Origin of the sequence: Vogesella amnigena (genome assembly GCF_042648905.1) — a bacterium.
GTDB lineage: Bacteria > Pseudomonadota > Gammaproteobacteria > Burkholderiales > Chromobacteriaceae > Vogesella > Vogesella amnigena.
The window spans coordinates 72303-92287 of the sequence record NZ_JBHRYH010000046.1; the positions used below are offsets into that span (position 1 = coordinate 72303).

The window sequence follows — 19985 nt, forward strand, 5'->3', positions numbered from 1 at the left end:
ACATCAAGGTTGGCCGCAAGCTCAGCGCGACTTCACGAACGGAATGCCAATCGCCTTCGGCGCCACCGCGCGCCCCATGAAACCGGCCAGCAGCACCACGGTCAACACGTAAGGAATCGCCTGGATGAAGGCATCCGGGATGCTGCCGATCAACGGCAGCTCCACGCCCTGCAGGCGGATCTGGATCGCATCGGTAAAGGCGAACAGCAGGCAGCCGGATACCGCCGCCCATGGCCGCCACTTGCCGAAGATCAGCGCCGCCAGCGCCAGGTAGCCCTTGCCTGCGGTCATGTCCTGGATGAAGGCGCCAGTCTGCGCCAGCACCAGGTATGAGCCTGCCACACCACACAGCGCACCGCTAATGGCCTGCGCCAGATATCGCACACCATGCACACTGATACCGGCCGCATCTGCCGCGTGCGGGTTCTCGCCCACTGCGCGCAGACGTAGGCCGAAACGACTCTTGTACACCACCCAGCTCACCACGAAGATCAGCAGCACCGCCAGGTACACCAATACATTGTGTCCAAGAAAGGTTTTCAGCGCTGCGCTCTGGGCAATGGTGTCGGCAAACGGCCACTGCACGGCAGTAAAGCGCGCCTCGTCGTTCAGCGTCGGGGTGCGGCCGCCTTGCTGAAACCAGGCCAGCGCCAGCACCGGCGTCACACCGGCCACCATCATGTTGATAGCCACGGCCGAGATCAGCTGGTTACCGTTGTAGCTGATCGACACCACGCCATGCAGCAGCGCCACCAGCATACCGGCCACGATGCCGGCGCCAAGGCCCGCCCACGGCGAATCGGCAAGGTAGGCGACACAGGCGGCGGCAAACGCTGCGGCCAGCATCTTGCCCTCCAGCGCCAGGTCGACAATGCCGGAGCGCTCGGAGAACAGCCCGGCCAGCGCTGCCAGCACCAGCGGCGTACTTACCCGCAAAGTGGCATCCAGCACACTAAAGAACATGTCCATTGCAGCCCCCCTTACTTTCTCAGCATGCGCTTGAACGCGAACGACAGCGGCGTCTGGAACAGGTTTTCCAGTGCGCCGCAGAACAGGATGATCAAGCCCTGGGTGAAGATGATCATCTCGCGGGTAATGGCCGGCTTTTCGAACGACAGATCCAGCCCGCCCTGGGTCAGCGCACCGAACAGCAGTGCCGACAGCAGGATGCCTACCGGGTGGTTGCGCCCCATCAGCGCCACGGCAATGCCGACAAAGCCAATACCGTTGGTAAAGCCCATGTTCATGCGGTGAGTGGAGCCCAGCAACTCGTTGATGGCCGCCATGCCGGCCAGCGCGCCGGATACGCACATCACCGCGATGATCACCTTGTCTACCGGAATGCCGGCATAGCGTGCCGCCTTTTCATTCAGCCCGACGGTACGGGTGGCAAAACCCTGCGGGCTGTGCCACAGCACCAGGTAGAACCCCAGCAATGCCAGCAGCGCCAGGAAGAAGCTGGCGTTCAGCGGCGTATTCGGCAGCGCCAGCCCCAGCGGCGCCAGCAGCTCGTGCAGCATCGGCACCCAGGCGGTCTTGGCGAACTCCTCGGTAGCCGGCGTCTGCGAACCTGCCATGCGCAGCTTGTCCACCAGCAGCCAGGTCATCAGCGAGCTGGCGATGAAGTTGAACATGATGGTGGTCACCACGATGTGGCTGCCACGGCGCGCCTGCAGCCAGGCCGGTACCAGCGCCCAGCCGGCACCGAACAGCATGGCGGCACCGATTGCCAGCGGAATCAGCAGCCAGCCGGGCAAGCCGCCGAACTGCAGGCACACCAGCGTTACCCCCAGGCCGGCCAGGTACATCTGGCCCTCGCCACCGATATTGAACAAGCCGGCATGAAATGCCGCCGCTACCGCCAGCCCGGTAAAGATGAAGCTGGTGGTATAGAACAAGGTGTAACCGATGCCTTCCGGATAACCGAAGGCGCCGTTGATCATCAATTGCAGGCACTCGATCGGGTCTTCACCGATCAGTGCGATCACCAGCCCGGACACCAGCAGTGCCGCCAGCAGGTTCAGTAGCGGCATCAGCCACAGTGCCGCCCAGCGCGGCAAATTGGCAGGCTGACTCATTTATGCCCCCCCATCAACAGACCCAGCGAGGTAGCGGTGGCTTCCGCCGCCGGCAGCTCGCCGGAAATCGCGCCGGCATTCATCACGATGATGCGGTCGCTCAAGGCCAGAATCTCGTCCAGCTCCACCGATACCAGCAACAGGGCCTTGCCCTCGTCGCGCAGCTGCAGCAGGCGCTGGTGAATGAACTCGATGGCGCCGATATCCACGCCGCGCGTCGGCTGACCGATCAGCATCAGCTGTGGATTGGCATGGATTTCCCGCGCCAGGATCACCTTCTGCTGGTTGCCTCCGGAAAACAGACCGATGCGGCGATGCGTCAACGCCGGGCGCACATCGAATTCCTCGATGAAGCGGCGACAACGCTCGACGATGGCCTGGCGGTTGAACAGCCAGCCGCGGCGGATCGATTTGTCGTTGTGCTGTCCGAGAATGGCGTTTTCGAAGGTGGCTAAGTCCTTCACCAGGCCTTCACGCGAACGGTCTTCCGGCACATGGGCAATGCCCAGCTTGCGGTAGGCAGCCGCCTTGGGCTCACGGGTTTTCAGCGTACTCAGCTCGGTGCCATTGAAGTTCACCGAGCCGGAGGTTGCCTCACGCATGCCGGACAGTACTTCCAGCAGTTCGGACTGGCCGTTGCCGGATACGCCGGCAATACCGACGATCTCGCCGGCACGCAGCTCGAAGCCGACATCTTTCAGCAGCGCCACGCCGCGCTCGTCCACCAGGTTCAGGCCGGATACCGACAGCACCACTTTGCCCGGCTTGGCCGGCGTCTTGTTCAGCTGCAGGTTCACTTTGCGGCCAACCATCAGGTCGGCCAGGTCTTCCTTGCCCACCTCGGCGGTAACCACCTGCCCCACTACCTCGCCGGCGCGCATCACGGTCACCGCATCGGTGATGTCCAGCACTTCGCGCAGCTTGTGGGTGATCAGGATCACCGTCTTGCCCTGCTGTTTCAGCAGCCGCAGGATGCGGAACAGGTCATCGGCTTCCTGCGGCGTCAGCACCGCGGTGGGTTCGTCCAGGATCAGCACATCGGCACCGCGATACAGCGCCTTGAGGATTTCCACCCGCTGCTGACTACCCACGCCCAGTTCGCCGACGATGGCGTCCGGGTCGACCTGCAGGCCATAGTCGCGGTTCAGCTCGGCCAGGTGGCGGCGCGCGGCGGCCAGACTGGACTCCAGGCTCACGCCCTCTTCGGCGCCCAGCACGATGTTTTCCAGCACCGTAAACGGGTCCACCAGCATGAAGTGCTGATGCACCATGCCGATGCCCTTGGCAATCGCATCCTGGCTGGAACGTATGCGCTGTTCCTGACCGTTGATGCGGATGCTGCCGGAATCCGCCTGGTAGTAGCCGTAGAGGATACTCATCAGGGTGGATTTGCCGGCGCCATTTTCACCGATGATGCCGTGAATGGCGCCTTTGCGAATCCCGAAGCTGATGTTCTTGTTGGCGTGCACTTCACCGAAGCGCTTGTTCACGCCGATAAGCTCGATGGCAAGTTCGGCCATATCTGTATGCTTTCGCTCAAAATGCAGTCCGGCCCGTAGCGGCGGGATGCCGCTACACGAAAGCGCGGCAAGCAGGCCTTGCCCGCTTGCCGCGCTTGCTGTCCGGAAATCGGATTCTGCTGGCTTACTTCACCGGGCAGCTGTTGGCCGCACGGTAATCAACCACTTTCACCTTGCCGGCAATGATGTCCTTCTTGGCCTGGTTTACCTTGGCCTCGATATCCTTGCTGATCAGCTTGCGGTTGTTGGCATCCAGCGCCCAGTCCACGCCGCCTTCTTTCAGGCCCATGCTTACCACGCCCGGTTTCCAGGTGCCGTTCTTGCCGGCCATGAACAGATCGTAGACGGCGTTATCCACGCGCTTGAGCATGGAAGTCAGCACGAAGCCCGGGAACAGGTGGTTCTGGTTGGAATCCACGCCGATGCCCAGCTTGTTCTTGTCCTTGGCCGCCTGCAGCACGCCCATGCCGGTACCGCCGGCAGCGTGGAATACCACGTCGACGCCACGGTCGAACTGGCTGCGTGCCAGCTCGCCACCGCGAGCCGGGTCATTGAATGCCTGCGGGGTGGTGCCGGTCATGTTGGATACCACTTCCACCTTGCCATTGGCCGCCTTGGCGCCCTGGGCGTAGCCGCAGCCAAAGGCGCGGATCAGCGGCACATCCATGCCACCAATGAAGCCGACCTTGCCGGACTTGGAAGCCATGGCGGCAGCCAGGCCCACCAGGTAGGAGCCTTCCTGTTCCTTGAATACCACCGATTGCACGTTGGCGCCCTTGGCCACGTCGTCAACGATGGCGAACTTCACCTTCGGGAACTCGGCAGCCACGGTCTGCACCGCCTGGGTGAAGGAGAAACCCACCGCCACGATCAGGTCTACGTTCTTGCGGGCCAGGTTGCGCAGCACTTGTTCTTTTTGTGCTTCGTTGGCGATCTGTGCCTCGCGGTAAGCAATGCCGCTGGTCTTCTTGAAGCGCTCAGCGCCGGTGTAGGCGGCTTCGTTGAAGCTCTTGTCGAACTTGCCGGCCTGGTCGTAGACCACGGCCGGGGTGAAGGCAAAGCTGGAGGACGCAGCCACCAGCATGGCAGCAGCAATGGCAAAACCCCGTTTCTTGGCATTCAGCATGAGATGTATCTCCCAGTGTGCATATCGTTTGGATTGGCTCTGGCATGGTAGCCGCTATCCGCGGCCGCGACATGCCCGCAGCGTTTTTTCTCTTGCGGCAATGCCGGCAGTGACGCACGCCGACACCGCCCGATTTTCAGGCAGGGGCGTGATTATACGCATAGCGTCAAAAGTTATCAGGGGATTTTTGCCACTCACCACCAGGCCGATGGAACAGGTTGCGGCCAAGCATGGCAATAAGCCTGACCCTAGGCTGCCAGCTGTTGCAGCAGTGCCGACAGCAGTGCGCACACCGACTGTTCACGCACCGCGTGGCGGTCGCCGGCAAAGTGTTGCGTCCATGTCAGCGGCCGGGCAAGCGTAGCGCCGGCAATGGCAAAACACACCATGCCCACCGGCTTGTCCCTGGTGCCACCGCCAGGACCGGCCACGCCGGATACCGCCAGCGCCCAATCAGCCCCCGCCAGCTGCAAGGCACCAGCCGCCATGGCCGCCGCTACCGGCTCGCTGACCGCGCCATGCTGTTGCAGCAAGGCCTCCGGCACGCCCAGCACGCGCTGCTTCACCTGGTTGCTGTAACTCACCACCGCCATGTCGAACCAGCCGGAGCTGCCAGCGATCTCGGTAATGGCCGCCGCCACACCACCACCGGTGCAGGATTCCGCCGTGGTAACCCGTTGGCCGCACGCGGCCAACCTTGCGCCCAGTTCGGCGGCCAGCTGCCATTTATCCATGCCTGTGCTCCAGGTAGTGGCGCATCAAGCCCCAGGTGGATGCATCGTGCTCGCCCGCTGTGCCGGCATCCATTTCCGCCAGCAGCCGCTTGGCCAGCTGCTTGCCGTATTCCACGCCCCACTGGTCGAAGGAGTTCACCCCCCAGATCGCCCCCTGCACGAACACCTTGTGCTCGTACAAGGCCAGCAGCATGCCCAGGGTGTAGGGCGTCACCTGCTCCAGCGCAATGGTGTTGGAAGGCTGGTTGCCCGGGAACAGCTTCTGCGGCAGCAGCATGTCCAGCTCGTCGCCACTGACATGGCTCAATTCGCGCAGCGCTTCGGCCTCGGTCTTGCCACGCATCAGCGCCTCGCTCTGTGCAAAGCAGTTGGCCACCAGCACCCGGTGCTGCCCTTCCAGCGGGTAGTGGCTGTTCATCGGCACGATGAAGTCGCAAGGCACCAGCCGCGTACCCTGGTGCAGCAACTGGAAGAAGGCATGCTGGCTGTTCACCCCCTCCTCACCCCAGATCACCGGGCCGGTATCGAAATCCAGCCGCTCGCCACAGCGCCCCACCCGTTTGCCGTTGGACTCCATGTCCATCTGCTGGATGTGCGCCGGCAGGCGGCGCAGGCCGTGGTCGTAAGGCATGATGGCGTGGGTATGCGCACCGTAGAAGGTGTTGTACCAGATGCCGATCAGCCCCAGCAGCACCGGCATATTGCGGGCGAATGGTGTCTCGAAGAAGTGGCAATCCATGCGCGCGCCACCGGCCAGGAACTGGCGGAAGTTGTCTCCTCCAATCGCCAGCACCACCGGCAGGCCGATGGCCGACCATACCGAGTAACGCCCGCCCACCCAGTCCCAGAAGCCGAACATATTGGCGGTATCGATGCCGAACGCCCGCACCGCGGCGGCATTGGTGGAAACGGCAACAAAATGCCGCGGCACCGCCGCTTCGCCAGCGGCAGCCACCAGCCAGCGCCGCGCCGCCTGGGCGTTGAGCAGCGTCTCCGGGGTGGTGAAGGATTTGGATGCCACGATGAACAGCGTGCTGGCCGGGTCGCACTGCGCCAGCACCTGCGCCAGGTGCTGGCCATCGACGTTCGACACAAAGTCCACCGCCAGTCCGGGCTGCGCATACGGCTTCAGCGCCTCGGCCACCATCAACGGCCCCAGATCGGAGCCGCCAATGCCGATATTCACCACCCGCCGTATCGGCTGACCGTCATGCCCCAGCCAGGCACCGCTGCGCACCCGCTCGGCAAAGGCTATCACTCGCTGCAGCTCGGCCTGCACCTGCGGCACCACATCCACGCCCTCCAGGGTCAGGCTGGCATCCGGCGGCAGGCGCAGCGCGGTGTGCAACACGGCGCGGCCTTCGCTGACATTGATGCGCTCGCCGCTGCGCATCCACTGCATCCACTGCCCGAGGTTGGCCGCATCGGCCAGCTCCAGCAGCAACTCCAGCGTGCGGTCAGTGATGCGGTTCTTGGAGTAATCCAGCAGCAGACCGTCCAGCGCCAGCGAGTAACGGTCAAAGCGCTGCGGGTCCTGCGCGAACAGCTCGCGCATGTGCACATGCCGGGTGGCGCGCTGATGCTGGTGCAGCCGCGCCCACACCGGCGATTCGTTGATGGGGTGAAGTCGTTCGCTGATCATGCGGAGGGCTCAGGGCCTATTCATAGTTTTTTTACGGCTGCGGAGGACTGGCCTGCACATGACCTCCGCGAAGCTCGGGCTTGCCAGCGCAGTCGCAAAAAGGTCATGAACAGGCGCTTATACCTTGAGGAAATGCTCGCGGTAGTAGCGCAGCTCGTCGATGGATTCCTGGATATCGGCCAGCGCCTCGTGCTTGCCCTTTTTCACCACGCCCTTGGCGATTTCCGGCTTCCAGCGGCGGCACAGTTCCTTCAGCGTGGACACGTCCAGGTTGCGATAATGGAAGTACGCTTCCAGCTGCGGCATCCAACGCGCCATGAAACGGCGATCCTGGCAGATGGAGTTGCCGCACATCGGCGACTTGCCGCTGGGCACATGCTCCTGCAGGAAGGCCAGCAGCTGCGCAGTGGCCTGGGCCTCGTCCACGGTGGACGCCTTGACGCGGTCGATCAGGCCGGATTTGCCGTGGGTATTCTTGTTCCAGTCGTCCATGGCATCCAGCACGCTATCCGGCTGATGAATGGCGATGACCGGCGATTCGGCCACGGTATTGAGCTGGGAATCGGTAACGATAACAGCGATTTCGATGATGCGATCGCTGTCCGGGTTCAGGCCCGTCATTTCCATGTCGAGCCAGATGAGGTTGTTTTGATCTTGCGGCATAAGTCGGTGTCTTTCAAAATGCGCCCATTTTCCGCGATTTGACCGCCACAGGGCAAACGACTTGATGAATGCATTTACCTGGAGCCTGCTGCTCGCTCTGCTATTGAACAGCTGGCTGCGCTGGTGGTTGGCCGCACGCCACATCAGCCATATCCGCCGCCACCGCGGCACCGTCCCCGCCGCCTTTGCCGCCGGCATCACCCTGGAGCAACACCAGAAAGCCGCCGACTACAGCTGCGCCCGGGTGCGCCTGGGCATGGTGGGCAGCCTGCTGGATGCCCTGTTGCTGCTGGCTTTCACCCTGGGTGGCGGCATCGAGCTGGCCAGCCGGTTGGCCGGCAATCTGCTTGGTGCCGGCATGCTGGCGCAGCTGGCCACCGTTGGCCTGTGCATGCTGGCGATGAGCATCATCAGCCTGCCCCTGTCGCTGTATAGCACCTTCGTGGTGGAGCGCCGCTTCGGCTTCAGCAAGGTGGATGCCCGGCTGTTCATCAGCGACCTTGCCAAAGGTACCGTGCTGTCGCTGCTGATCGGCACGCCCATCCTGGCGGCGGTGCTGTGGCTGATCCAGCATGGCGGACAGTATTTCTGGCTGTGGACCTGGCTGACCTGGTGCAGCTTCAGCCTGCTGATGGTGTGGGCCTACCCGACGCTGATTGCGCCACGCTTCAACCGCTTCACCCCACTGGCCGACAGCGAGCTGCTGCAACGCATCAACCAGTTGCTGGCGCGCTGCGGCTTTGCCAGCAACGGCGTGTTCGTGATGGATGGCTCGCGCCGATCCAGTCACGGCAATGCCTACTTCACCGGCCTCGGCAAATCCAAGCGCATCGTGTTTTTCGATACCCTGCTGGAGCAGCTGGAGCCAGAGGAAATCGAAGCAGTACTGGCGCACGAGCTGGGCCACTTCCACCACGGCCACATCCGCAGCCGCATCGCGCTGACTTTTGCCAGCTCGCTGCTGTTGCTGTGGCTGTTTGCCCAGCTGTTATACCAGCCGGCGTTTTACCTGGGCCTGGGCAGCAGCGAAATGACCGCCGCCACCGGCCTGTTGCTGTTCATGCTGTGCATGCCGGTGTTCACCTTCATCCTGCACCCGCTGTCCAGCATGCTGTCGCGCCGCCATGAATACCAGGCCGATGACTTTGCGGCCAAGCACAGCAACGCCAGTGCACTGGTGAGCGCGCTGACCAAGCTCTATCGTGACAATGCCAGCACCCTGACACCGGACCCGCTGCATTCCACTTTCTACGACTCACACCCACCGGCGAGCCTGCGCATCGCCCACCTGCAAGGAAGCACACCATGAACCTGCTCGACATGCACTGCGAGCCGCAACACGGCCAACACCCGCTGAGCAACGACACTGTCAGCGAACTGCTGGCACACCTGCCGGGCTGGCAGCTGGAAGGCATCGAACTGGTGAAAACCTTCCGCTTTGCCGATTACTACAAGACCATGGCCTTCGTGAACGCACTGGCCTGGATCGCCCACGCCGAAGATCACCACCCGGACATGTCCGTGCACTACAACCGTGCCGTGGTGCGCTTCTCCACCCACGACGCTGCCGGCATCACCCTCAACGATTTCATCTGCGCCGCCAAAACCGAAGCGCTGATCGGCCGCGCATGAAGCAGACCGGTCAGATCGTCCGTTCCTATGGCCGTCGCTTCATCGTGGAAAGCGGCGAGCACACTTACGATTGCACCAGCCGCGGCAAGCGCGTGGATTACGCCTGCGGCGACCGCGTGGACATTACCGTACTCAACGACAAGCAGGCCGTGATCGAGGCCCAGCAGCCGCGCCAAAGCCTGCTCTACCGCCAGGACGACTGGCGTACCAAGCTGATTGCGGCCAACGTGACACGCATTTTCTTCGTTACCGCGGCAGTGCCCAGCCCCAGCGAAGAGCTGCTCAACCGCTGCCTGCTGGCCGCCGAAGCCGCCGATATCGACCCGGTGATCGTGGTGAACAAGAGCGACCTGCCGGAAACTGCCGCCTGGCTGGACAAGCTGCAGCCCTATCAGCAGCTGGGCTACAAACTGGTCACCATCAGTGCCAAACAGGGTGCCGAAGCCCTGCTGCCGCTACTGCAGGGGCAGACCAGCGTTCTTGTCGGACAATCCGGCATGGGCAAATCCACCATTACCAACGCCCTGCTGCCTGACGCTGCGGCCCGTGTCGGCGAAATTTCCACCGCACTGGACGCCGGCCGCCATACCACCACCCACGCCGCACTGTACCACCTCGATGCCGATAGCCAGCTGATCGACTCCCCCGGCCTGCAGGAATTTGGCCTGTCCCATATTGGTGCAACCGAGCTTGCCGGGCTGTTTCCGGAAATGCGTGACTTCATCGGCCACTGCCGCTTTCACAACTGCACCCATCGTCAGGAGCCGGATTGCGCCATCAAGCAAGCCAGCAAGGACGGGCATGTCCGGCCGATGCGACTGGAGCTGTTGCAGAAGCTCACCAATCGCGCACTAAATGCCTAAGTCATAAAAATTAATTGTTACAGCCGATTTACATTTGTTGATAGCGCTCTTAATCTGTCATTAAAACAAAATATGCAAGCCGTAGTCTGCGAACCGCGGACTACAAACAGACAAGGAGCCAGCACTATGAGCAAACGTATCGCATTGGTATCAGGGGGCATGGGCGGCATCGGCACCGCCATCTGCAAGGCACTGGCGGAAGCCGGCCACACTGTAGTGACCACCTACAGCCGCCCCGGCAAGGAAGGCGCCTGGCTGTCCGACATGAAGGGTCTGGGCTACGACGTGCACGCCGTACAGTGCGACGTGACCGACTTTGATGCCTGCCAGGCTGCAGTAGCCAAAATTCAGGCCGAGATCGGCCCGATCGACGTACTGGTCAACAATGCCGGCATCACCCGTGACGCGTCCTTCCGCAAGCTGGGCAAGACCGACTGGGATGCCGTGATCAGCACCAACCTGGATTCGCTGTTCAACCTGTGCAAACCAGTAGTGGATGGTATGACCGATCGTGGCTTTGGCCGCATCATCAACATCTCGTCGATCAACGGCCAGAAAGGCCAGTTCGGTCAGACCAACTACTCCGCCGCCAAGGCCGGCATGCATGGTTTCACCATGGCGCTGGCACAGGAAGTGGCACGCAAGGGCGTAACCGTGAACACCATCAGCCCGGGCTATATCGGCACCGACATGGTGATGGCAGTACCGGAAGACGTGCGCAACAAGATCATCGCCAACATTCCGGTAGGCCGCCTGGGCAAGCCGGAAGAAATCGCCGGTCTGGTGGGCTACCTGGCATCCGATATCGCCGGCTTCGTGACCGGCGCGGATTTCGCCATCAACGGCGGCCAGCACATGATGTAAGCGCCATATTGGGCAGCAAAAAGCCGACGCAACGCGTCGGCTTTTTTTGTTATGCTCACGCCCCCACTCCATCAGCAAAGGATTTCACGTGGCCGAGAACCTCATCATTGCTGGCGAAAGCAAGCAGGAGCGCTACCAGCAACTGCTGCCGCAAGCCCTGGCGCTGATCGACAGCGAAAGTGACCTGATCGCGGCAATGGCCAACAGCTGCGCCGCCATCCAGCAGACCTTCAACTGGCTGTGGACCGGATTTTATCTGGTGAAAAACGAGGAACTGGTATTGGGGCCGTTCCAGGGGCCAATCGCCTGCACCCGCATCCGCAAGGGCAAGGGTGTCTGCGGCAGCGCCTGGGCACAGGCACAGACGCTGGTGGTGCCGGATGTGGATGCCTTCCCCGGCCACATTGCCTGCTCCTCGCTGTCGCGCTCCGAGATCGTGGTGCCGGTACTCGACGCTAGCGGCAACGTGCGCGCAGTACTGGACGTGGACTCCATCGAGCTTGCCAGCTTCGACGACACCGATCGCCACTACCTGGAGCAGATCTGCTCCGCGCTAGGGCGCTTGTTCGAGTAAAGCGGCAAAACGCTGCTGCAGCCGGTCGACATACTCTTCCGCCGACAACTGCTGCAACGCATCGCGTTCCTGCTGCAGCCACTGCAACAACAATGGCAGCTGCTGCTGGCGCGATTGTTGCTGTGCGGCCAACGTTGCCAGTTCCGCCGTCAGCTGCAGTAGTTGCGCCTGCTGCAGCATGCCTTGTTCCCGCATCTGCTGCAATTCGGCCTCCAGGACAAGCTGCCGTTGCTGCGCCAGCTCGCTCAGTGCCTGTAGCCGGCCCTGTTCGCGCGCGGCATCGGCGGTCTGCTCACGCTGCAATTGCCGCACACTCTCCAGATCCTGCTGTGCCTGCTGGTGCTGCGCCTGGCTTTGCGCCAGCTGCTGTTTGAACGACGCCCGCTCTTCCTCTACCTGCTCATACAAGCGCACGCGCATGCCTTCGAAACGCTCGTAGGCCAGTGCCTCGCGCTGCTGTGCCTCCGTAGCTGCCTGCTGCAGGCGCTCATCGTGGCGCTGCTCCAGTGCCACCACCCGTGCATCTGCATCCTTCTGCACCGCCAGCAGCTGCTGGCGTGCCTCGTCCAGCGAAGCCGTCAAGCCAGTCAGGCTTTCTTCCAACACCAGGCGGCGGCGATTTTCCTCGGCATGCTGTTGCTGCAGCTGCTGATGCTGCTGCTTCAGCGCCTCGTGCTCCTGCACCAATGCGGCCAACTGTGCATCGCGCGCATCCTGCTGCCGATGCTGCTCCGCCAGCTCGCCCACCAGCCGAGCCACCTCGGCCTTCGCCTCTTCACGCAACGCTTCCAGATGCCCCTCGGCCTGATCGCAGGCGCGCTGCCACAGCTGGTCCACCGCCTCGGCCAGACCCGCCGGCCAGTCCGGCCGGCGCACATTGCTGGCCATGCGCGCCAGGAACTCCTGGCGCCACTGCTTCAGGGTGTTATTGATGGTGGTATTGGAACCAGTGCCAAGCCGAGCGCGCACTTCCACCACGGTTGGCCACACACCTTCGGCAACCAACTCGAATGCCACCTGGCGGATACGTGCATAAATGTCCATAAACTCTCTGAAAAACCCTGGTTTGTGGTGTAGTGACTTAGCGGATTTGGCTAGTGCCGCCATATTCGCCACGACAAAAGCAAAAAGCCATTGAATTGACTCAATTCAATGGCCTTAGATTTTGCGGCGAAAGCAGTACCCGCCGACAACACACCCCCGCACCACTCTCAAAAATCCAAAACAAGCATTAAAGATCAATGAATTACATTCATTCATTATCTATAGATATTTGCAACTATACCATAGAAGCCCTGATTAAATGGCCTCCAGGCTGGCGATCATGGCATGGCCCATCGAGTGCGCGATTTTGATTCGCTCCATCTGCTTGAGTTACGCAACCGTTGCGTGGCGGCTGGCTGCGTAGACCCTGTACCGGCATGGAACCTTGTTGTACTAACCGGCAATCGCACCGCGCCACAAGCGCAGGCCTGGATGAACGCCCAGTCAATCACTGCATGCGATAGCTATCCAACGCCCCTTCCGCCAACAGCTCCAGGATGCGCCTGGCAGTCTGCATGTCGGCCTGGTGATATGCAGACTTCAGATACGGTACGAAATAGCTGGGGTCATTGCTATCCGTCACTCCCGCCTGCTCTGGCAGGTCGTTGATATAGGTAAACCGGATAAACAACTGCCCGGCCTGCGGCTCCTCGATGGTCATGCTCATCTGACCACCGATGTGCTGATCGCTGGGCTCAGTGTGATAATGCACCGCCTCCATCTCGGCGAACTGGATACGCTCCCGCACAACCAGCTCACCAAAGCGTACCTCTCGCACCAGCTCCCCCTCTTCACGCCGCAGCACTGTCGCGCTGCTGATGTTTTCATCAAAACGTTGCGGGTTCTCGGCGCGCATCACCAGGCCCTGCCATAACTGCAAACGGTTCAAACCGCCATGCTCCTGCTGCGGATTGAACATCTGTACCAAATGCTCGTATTTCATCTAGCGCTACCTATTGAAGCTGAGCTTGCATTGTAAGTCGGTTGCCAAAAAACAACAAAACCCCATTTGCAACCAGGGTAATTTAATAGCAACCACTTTAATTTCAACACCCAGCTAATGGATATTCAACCGTTTAGTTTATTTTTGATTTCATTTGTCATTTATTGACATTTCTATAAATTTTGTTGTCATATCAGTGGTTTCGTAGCGTCGCCTGCTTATGAGAGAATTCAAACATATGCTTTGCACAGCAAGCTGCACGACCACATGCAAGCAAAGCTAACAAGCAATCATGGGCGCCCACACGAAGATGACAAGCAAGAATCAATACCTGCAGCAGGCTGCGGTAACCGACTTTATCCAGCAACTAGCCAGCTGGATGGACGGCGAGAGCTTCGGCGAGCACCAGTTCAAGGTTCGCGACAAGATACTGCCAGCCAACTACGACCGGGATTTTCACGCCAGCACGCTGGAAGAGGCATTCCAGCGCTTCTACTGGAACGGTCAGTACTTCGACGATTCCCAGGCGCTGCTCGACAACTACAGGACCCGGCTGCGCGACTCCCTGCAGCGTAAGGATGCAGAGTTGCTGCTCAGGGTCATCGATGATGTATTGCTCTGGGGCTCCGGCGGCAAGGTCATCAAGCTGTATACCTACAACCGTGACTGGTCAGCCCACAATCAGCAGCTGCTCGCCAGCAAGCTGCAGCACAGCCTGGACATCCTGCAATCGGAAGACCCTGACACCTCGCCTTTCGATGGCGAATTGCGCATGAATGCCGGCTTTACCAAGGTGTATGCGCTGACCGGCGACCAGGTCATGATGTATGACGGCAGGATTGGCGCGGCAATGGGTTATCTGGTGCGCCAGTTCTGCGAAAGCCGCCGCATGATGCTGCCGGAAGCGCTCTGCTTTCCATGGGCGCCGGGAGCTTCCACCATGAACCGCAACCCCAGCACCGAACTGCTGCACTTCAAGCAGCTGGCCAATCGCAGCCGCTTTCATGCCGAATGGAAAATCCGCGCCAGCTGGATTGCCAGCGAGGCTCTGCGCCTGACCAAGTCGGCCTGGTGCCAGGGGCCGAACGGCTTGCGCCGTTTTGAAGCCGCACTATTCATGCTGGGTTACGAAATACCCATCGCGCGACGCAAGGTGCTGAAGCAGCGCTCCATGATGGGCGCCTGAGCAGACCAAGCAGCGCCCCTCCTAGCGGATGTGACAATCCGCACCCAGAGCAGCGCCCGGCCATGTCGGGCGCTGATTTAATTCAGGCGGGATGGCAGTCGCTCCGCCGCCGCCGACACCGGATGAAGCAGGACCTACCGCACTCGTAGAGCCCAACCCCGGCACCTTGCCAGTTCACCTCTGTCGGCAGCCTCACTGCCTATCCAGATAAACCGCAACTGCCGCTCACCATCAGGACTGCACCTGCAGCGAATGCGGCCAACGTGCCAACCGGCCAAGCTGCCATACCGCCAACAGACACATGCCGCCGCCGATCGCTATCGTCAACCTGGTATCCAGCAGGGTAAGACCGCCCCCCAGCACCGCCACCAGCACGTTGCTGATGCAGAACACGGTGGAGAGCAAACCCATCACCGCACCCTGCCCAAGGTGCGCGAACTGCTCGGCACACCAGGCCGGCAACAAGGCGTTGTAGATCGCCAATGGCAAGCCAAGCGCCACCACCAGCCAGAGACCGAGCTGAGCCGGCGACACCGCCAGCAACAGCAAACCACAGGCAGTCAGCAAGGCATGGCGTCTGGCCAGCCGCAACGGCTCGCTGTTGTGGCCACGCTGCCCCAGCAGTGCGCTGGAGGCAGCCATCAACAGGCACAAACCTGCCGTTACCCAGGCAATGCCAGTACTGTCCATGCCGGCATACTCCACCAGCCATAGCGGGTAAAACTCGTAGAACGCATTTACCCCCAGCGCAAACAACAGCTGCATCCAGAACAATGCGGCCAACAACCGGTTCTGCCGCAGCAGGCTGAACGCATGCTGCTGCCGCACCACGCTCAACAATGAACGCCCCTGCAGACCATGCGCCTCGCCGGTTTCTGGCAATACCCACAACAGGATGGCAAGGCAGGGCAACAAGGCACAGGCGCCAATCAGAAACGGCACCGGCTCGCCCAGTGGCAAGGTAAAGCCACCGATCATCGGCCCTACCAGCCACCCCATGTACAGCACGGCGTTGAGCAATGCAAAGCTGCGCGCCCGATCGAGCTGCGGATGCAAGTCGGCCACAATGGCACGTGCCACGGCCACGTTGCCCTCGGTCAGCCCGGTAAGAAAGCGCGAGAACACGAACAACAGATACCAGCGCATATCCAGCGACCATGCCGTCAACAGATAACCCAGCAAGGTGAGACTGAGAGTGGACAGCAGGATACGCCGCCGCCCCAGGCTATCCGACAAGCCGCCGATAAAGGCGCTACCCACCAGGATACCCAGGGGGTTGGCCGCCAGCGCCAGCCCCAGCAACAGCTTGGGCGGCAGACCGAGAAAATGATTGAAACCATCGGCTGGCGCATTAACGAAAATAGGCGCCAGGATCGGGTATGGCATGGCAACGCCGGCGGTACTCATCAACGCCACCAGGCATACGGCCAGCAGTATCAGTTTGGGATGTGCAACAGTCATGAAAGCAGAAATCTGGGGAGTGGAAAGGCGCACGGGCGCACAACAAAGGTGCAGTGTACATCAGCCCGTCATGCGCCTGCCTTGTCGGCAGAATCACAGGCCCGTGGGCGGCATGTTTCTGGCATCATGCCAGCCAACGCCAGCACAGGAAGATTGTCATGAGCCATAAGCGCATGCAGTGGGAACAACTGCTCTCCACCCGCCGATTCAAGGTACAGGATGGCGTGGTCTGCGAAACCCATACCCCCGCCACACTGGAAGGCGCTGCGGGGCTGCGCAGCGACTTTCACATCGACCACGACCGGCTGGTGTTCTCCAGTGCCTTTCGCCGCCTGGGGCGCAAGACCCAGGTTCACCCGCTGGCTGCCAATGACCACACCCACAACCGGCTGACGCACAGCGTGGAAGTCGCCAGCGTTGGCCGCAGCCTGGGCAACCGGGTGGGCGCCATGATGCAGTCAGCCGGGCTGCTGCCTGCCGGCTATACCCCGTTCGATATCGGCGGTGTGGTGCAGGTTGCCTGCCTGGCGCACGACATCGGCAACCCGCCCTTTGGCCACACTGGTGAGGAAGCCCTGCGCGACTGGTTTCGTGACCCGCGCCATGGCCACTTGCTGGACGATCTGACAGCCGCCGAGCGCGCCGACATCCAGACCTACGAAGGCAACGCCCACGGCCTGCGCATGGTTGCCAGCCTGGAGATGTACCGCGGCGAAGGTGGCATGCGCCTGACCAGCGCGGCACTGGGGGCGCTAATCAAGTACCCCTGGGCCTCCGATGCGCCACGCGCCCAGGCGCGCGGCAAGTTCAACTTCTACCGTACCGAACTGCCCTATTTCGAACGCGTGGCCCTGGAGCTTGGCTTGCTTCAGAAAGGGCCGCACGAGTGGGCGCGCCACCCGCTGTCCTATCTGATGGAAGCCGCCGACGATATCTGCTATGCCATTCTCGACCTGGAAGACGCGGTGGAAATCGGCATTCTGGACGTGCACGAGTTCGAGCGCCTGTTCAACCACTTCGGCGAAACCGAACGCGTGTGGCAGACCGATGACGTTCGTCAGAAATGCGCGATGCTGCGCGGCATCGCCATTGGCCGCTGCGTGGCGGAAGTGGCCGAGAAATTCATGCTACATCAGGACACCCTGCTGACCGGCAGCTTCCAGGGCAAGGACCTGATCGACGCCTGCGCGCCGGACATCAAGGAAACACTGCTCGCAGCCAAGGATCTGGCCAGCCACAAGGTCTATCGCCACCGCACCAAGCTGGTGACCGAGCTGGCCTCCTACCCCTGCATTGCCACCGTACTGGATGTGCTGGCACCAGCTGTGCACACACGCGTCACGCAAGGCGGCACGGCCCTGAATGCACGCCAGAACCTGGCACTGGGGCTGCTGCCGCAGCCGCTGCCCGAGGACATCACGCTGTACCAGGCCTATATGCGCGTGCTCGACTACATCGGCGCCATGACCGACAACTATGCGGCCAACCTGGCGCGCGAAATCTCCGGCGTAGGCATCCTGTAAGCTCCCGCAGAACACTGCGTTCTGGCCACCAGCGACGCGGCAAGGGGAAACCCTTGCTGCGACCGCTGCCCACGCGGCGACAATGACTGCTTTACACCGCCGCCTTCATCACCATGTTTACACGCATCCTCACCATCATCCTGCCAGTACTGGTCATTGTGCTGGCCGGCTGGCTATATGCCCGCCATGCCCGGCCGGACATGCGCGCCACCAACAAGCTGAACATGGATGTCTGCGTGCCGCTGCTGGTGTTCACCGCCCTGGCGTCCAGGGATTTTCAGCTGGCAGCACAGTGGAAGCTGATTCCGGCCGCGGCACTGGTGGTGTTGCTGTCCGGCCTGCTGGCCTGGCCGCTGGCCCGGCTGTGTCACATCAGCCCGCGCACCCTGCTGCCGCCGGTAATGTTCAACAACTGCGGCAATATGGGGCTGCCACTGGCGCTGCTGGCCTTTGGGCCACAGGGATTCTCCGCCTTCGTGGTGCTGTTCGTGATCTCCAATCTGCTGCATTTCACGCTGGGCGCCTATATTTTCAGCAGCCGCACCAGCCTGCGCGGGCTGGGCCGGAATCCCATCGTGCAGGCCACGGCACTGGGCATGCTGTTCGGCCTGGCCGGCTGGCACCTGCCGGACTGGCTGATGGGCGGGCTGAAAATGCTGAGCGAGATCACCATCCCGCTGATGCTGTTTGCCCTGGGGGTGCGCATGCTGGATGTCAGCTTCAAGGGTTGGCATATCGGCCTGCTGGGCGCCGTGCTGTGTCCGCTTACCGGCCTGGCCGCCGCCGCCATCACCACCCCGCTGCTGCAGCTGGATCAGTCGCAGGCGGCGCTGCTGGTGCTGTTCGGCGCCCTGCCGCCGGCCGTGCTGAACTTCCTGATGGCCGAGCTGTACCAGCAGGAACCGGAGCGCATGGCCTCCATCGTATTGATCGGCAACCTGCTGAGCCTGCTGTTCGTACCGCTGGGGCTGGCTTTTGCACTGTAGCCCGTGGCACGCTACAGTCGGAGCTACACGACGGCGACCAAACGCCGTTTTTTCATCTGCTGCTACGGAGGCCGCGTGACCGCACTGACCCGCTTTTGCCTGGTACGCCACGGAGAAACCGCCTGGAATGTTGAACGCCGCCTGCAGGGCCAGACCGACATTCCACTGAACCGGCAAGGAGAAGACCAGGCCAGCAGCCTGGCCTTGGCACTACAGCGTCGCGGCCAACTTTTCGACGCCTTGTACAGCAGCGATCTCTCCCGCGCGCACAGTACCGCCCAGCCACTTGGGCACTGCCTGCAGCTGAACGTCACGCTGCTGCCGGACTTGCGCGAACGCCACTTTGGCGCGCTGCAGGGGGTTGCGCTGCATGAGGGCCCGGCACTGCAGCCGGAAGCATGGCAAGCCTACGCGCAGCGCGACGTCCACCATGAACTGAATGGTGGCGAAAGCCTGCTGCAGTTTGCCCAGCGCGTGCGCAACGCACTGGAGCGCCTGGCAGCCGATCACCGCGGCGAAACCGTGCTGCTGGTCAGCCATGGTGGCGTGCTGGACGTGATGTACCGCATTGCCAGCGGCCAACCCCTGCACGAGCAGCGCCGGGTGCCGATACCCAATGCCGCCCTCAACTGGCTGAGCCATGACGGCACACACTGGCAGGTGGACAGCTGGGCAGATGAATCACACCTTGCCGCATCGCTGGACGAACTATAAAGGCGCCTCGAAATAGCCAGGAGAACTGCATGAGCGCAAAAATCTTCAAGACCCCGCAGCAATGGCGCGAACAGCTGACGGTCGAGCAGTATCGCATTACCCGCGAAGCCGGCACCGAGCGGCCGTTCAGTGGCGAGCATTACTTTCATAACCGACTCGGCCGCTACCACTGCATCTGCTGCAACGCGCTGCTCTTCGAATCCACCACCAAGTTCGATGCTGGCTGCGGCTGGCCCAGCTTTTGGGAAGAAGCCGTCCCCGGCAGCATCGTGCGCATCCGTGACAGCAGCCACGGCATGATCCGCACCGAGGTACGCTGCGCGCAGTGCGACGCCCACCTGGGCCATGTCTTCGATGACGGACCGCCCCCCACCGGCGAGCGCTACTGCATCAACTCCGTGGCATTGCACTTCGTGCCACAAGACAGTTAGT

Annotated in this window: 20 protein-coding genes; 10 read left to right on the forward strand and 10 right to left on the reverse strand. The window is 61.7% G+C overall.

The window, feature by feature from the left end:
* Positions 1–21 precede the first annotated feature (21 nt).
* The 7 genes from ACFOKJ_RS16045 to orn form a co-directional block, all read right to left on the reverse strand.
* Entirely contained in the window at positions 22–969 is a 948-nt protein-coding gene (locus tag ACFOKJ_RS16045) for an ABC transporter permease (RefSeq protein WP_390281474.1), read from the reverse strand.
* An 11-nt stretch (positions 970–980) separates the two neighbouring features.
* The gene (locus ACFOKJ_RS16050) at positions 981–2078 is read right to left on the reverse strand and encodes an ABC transporter permease (protein ID WP_390281476.1); all 1098 of its coding nucleotides are present in this window, start codon (positions 2076–2078) and stop codon (positions 981–983) included.
* A complete protein-coding gene (locus ACFOKJ_RS16055; RefSeq protein WP_390281478.1) occupies positions 2075–3598 on the reverse strand; it encodes an ABC transporter ATP-binding protein in 1524 nt (507 codons plus the stop codon). Before ACFOKJ_RS16055 ends, ACFOKJ_RS16050 begins: the two co-directional genes overlap by 4 nt.
* Positions 3599–3722: 124 nt before the next feature.
* Positions 3723–4724: a BMP family lipoprotein gene (locus ACFOKJ_RS16060; protein ID WP_390281479.1), complete on the reverse strand. Its 1002-nt coding sequence runs from the start codon at positions 4722–4724 to the stop codon at positions 3723–3725.
* Positions 4725–4972: 248 nt separating this feature from the next.
* On the reverse strand, positions 4973–5458 hold the full coding sequence (locus ACFOKJ_RS16065; RefSeq protein ID WP_390281481.1) for a CinA family protein: 486 nt from the start codon (positions 5456–5458) through the stop codon (positions 4973–4975).
* Positions 5451–7100, reverse strand: coding sequence for a glucose-6-phosphate isomerase (gene pgi / locus ACFOKJ_RS16070; RefSeq protein WP_390281483.1), 1650 nt, complete (start codon positions 7098–7100; stop codon positions 5451–5453). The genes ACFOKJ_RS16065 and pgi overlap by 8 nt, the downstream gene beginning before the upstream one ends.
* A 117-nt stretch (positions 7101–7217) precedes the next feature.
* Positions 7218–7763 (reverse strand): oligoribonuclease, encoded by a 546-nt coding sequence (gene orn / locus ACFOKJ_RS16075; protein WP_390281485.1) that lies wholly within the window; start codon positions 7761–7763, stop codon positions 7218–7220.
* Between the two features lie 64 nt (positions 7764–7827).
* Here orn and ACFOKJ_RS16080 point away from each other — a divergent pair, with 64 nt between their 5' ends.
* The 5 genes from ACFOKJ_RS16080 to ACFOKJ_RS16100 all read left to right on the forward strand — a co-directional run bounded on the left by ACFOKJ_RS16080 (position 7828) and on the right by ACFOKJ_RS16100 (position 11696).
* Complete coding sequence (locus ACFOKJ_RS16080; protein WP_390281486.1) at positions 7828–9072, forward strand: M48 family metallopeptidase; 1245 nt, start codon at positions 7828–7830, stop codon at positions 9070–9072.
* The gene (locus tag ACFOKJ_RS16085) at positions 9069–9395 is read left to right on the forward strand and encodes a 4a-hydroxytetrahydrobiopterin dehydratase (protein WP_390281487.1); all 327 of its coding nucleotides are present in this window, start codon (positions 9069–9071) and stop codon (positions 9393–9395) included. Before ACFOKJ_RS16080 ends, ACFOKJ_RS16085 begins: the two co-directional genes overlap by 4 nt.
* Entirely contained in the window at positions 9392–10258 is an 867-nt protein-coding gene (gene rsgA, locus ACFOKJ_RS16090) for a ribosome small subunit-dependent GTPase A (RefSeq protein WP_390281489.1), read from the forward strand. Before ACFOKJ_RS16085 ends, rsgA begins: the two co-directional genes overlap by 4 nt.
* Positions 10259–10384: 126 nt before the next feature.
* Positions 10385–11122: a beta-ketoacyl-ACP reductase gene (gene phbB / locus ACFOKJ_RS16095; RefSeq protein ID WP_390281491.1), complete on the forward strand. Its 738-nt coding sequence runs from the start codon at positions 10385–10387 to the stop codon at positions 11120–11122.
* Between the two features lie 88 nt (positions 11123–11210).
* Positions 11211–11696 (forward strand): GAF domain-containing protein, encoded by a 486-nt coding sequence (locus ACFOKJ_RS16100; RefSeq protein WP_390281492.1) that lies wholly within the window; start codon positions 11211–11213, stop codon positions 11694–11696.
* On the opposite strand, the gene ACFOKJ_RS16105 is transcribed toward ACFOKJ_RS16100, so the two are convergent.
* Together ACFOKJ_RS16105 and ACFOKJ_RS16110 are read right to left on the reverse strand one after the other, a co-directional pair.
* Positions 11676–12740: a DNA-binding protein gene (locus ACFOKJ_RS16105; RefSeq protein WP_390281494.1), complete on the reverse strand. Its 1065-nt coding sequence runs from the start codon at positions 12738–12740 to the stop codon at positions 11676–11678. The two genes, ACFOKJ_RS16100 and ACFOKJ_RS16105, sit on opposite strands and share 21 nt — an antisense overlap.
* 448 nt (positions 12741–13188) lie before the next feature.
* A complete protein-coding gene (locus ACFOKJ_RS16110) occupies positions 13189–13683 on the reverse strand; it encodes an AtaL-like protein (protein WP_390281496.1) in 495 nt (164 codons plus the stop codon).
* 310 nt (positions 13684–13993) lie between these two features.
* Between ACFOKJ_RS16110 and ACFOKJ_RS16115 the strand changes: the two genes are divergently transcribed.
* Positions 13994–14869: a hypothetical protein gene (locus ACFOKJ_RS16115; protein ID WP_390281497.1), complete on the forward strand. Its 876-nt coding sequence runs from the start codon at positions 13994–13996 to the stop codon at positions 14867–14869.
* Between the two features lie 231 nt (positions 14870–15100).
* On the opposite strand, the gene ACFOKJ_RS16120 is transcribed toward ACFOKJ_RS16115, so the two are convergent.
* Entirely contained in the window at positions 15101–16330 is a 1230-nt protein-coding gene (locus ACFOKJ_RS16120) for an MFS transporter (protein ID WP_390281500.1), read from the reverse strand.
* Positions 16331–16488: 158 nt separating this feature from the next.
* Here ACFOKJ_RS16120 and ACFOKJ_RS16125 point away from each other — a divergent pair, with 158 nt between their 5' ends.
* The 4 genes from ACFOKJ_RS16125 to msrB all read left to right on the forward strand — a co-directional run bounded on the left by ACFOKJ_RS16125 (position 16489) and on the right by msrB (position 19984).
* Entirely contained in the window at positions 16489–17853 is a 1365-nt protein-coding gene (locus tag ACFOKJ_RS16125; protein WP_390281502.1) for a deoxyguanosinetriphosphate triphosphohydrolase, read from the forward strand.
* Positions 17854–17966: 113 nt separating this feature from the next.
* On the forward strand, positions 17967–18839 hold the full coding sequence (locus ACFOKJ_RS16130; protein ID WP_390281505.1) for an AEC family transporter: 873 nt from the start codon (positions 17967–17969) through the stop codon (positions 18837–18839).
* A gap of 75 nt (positions 18840–18914) precedes the next feature.
* Positions 18915–19553: a histidine phosphatase family protein gene (locus ACFOKJ_RS16135; RefSeq protein WP_390281508.1), complete on the forward strand. Its 639-nt coding sequence runs from the start codon at positions 18915–18917 to the stop codon at positions 19551–19553.
* Between the two features lie 29 nt (positions 19554–19582).
* Positions 19583–19984 (forward strand): peptide-methionine (R)-S-oxide reductase MsrB, encoded by a 402-nt coding sequence (msrB, locus tag ACFOKJ_RS16140; protein ID WP_390281510.1) that lies wholly within the window; start codon positions 19583–19585, stop codon positions 19982–19984.
* Position 19985 lies beyond the last annotated feature (1 nt).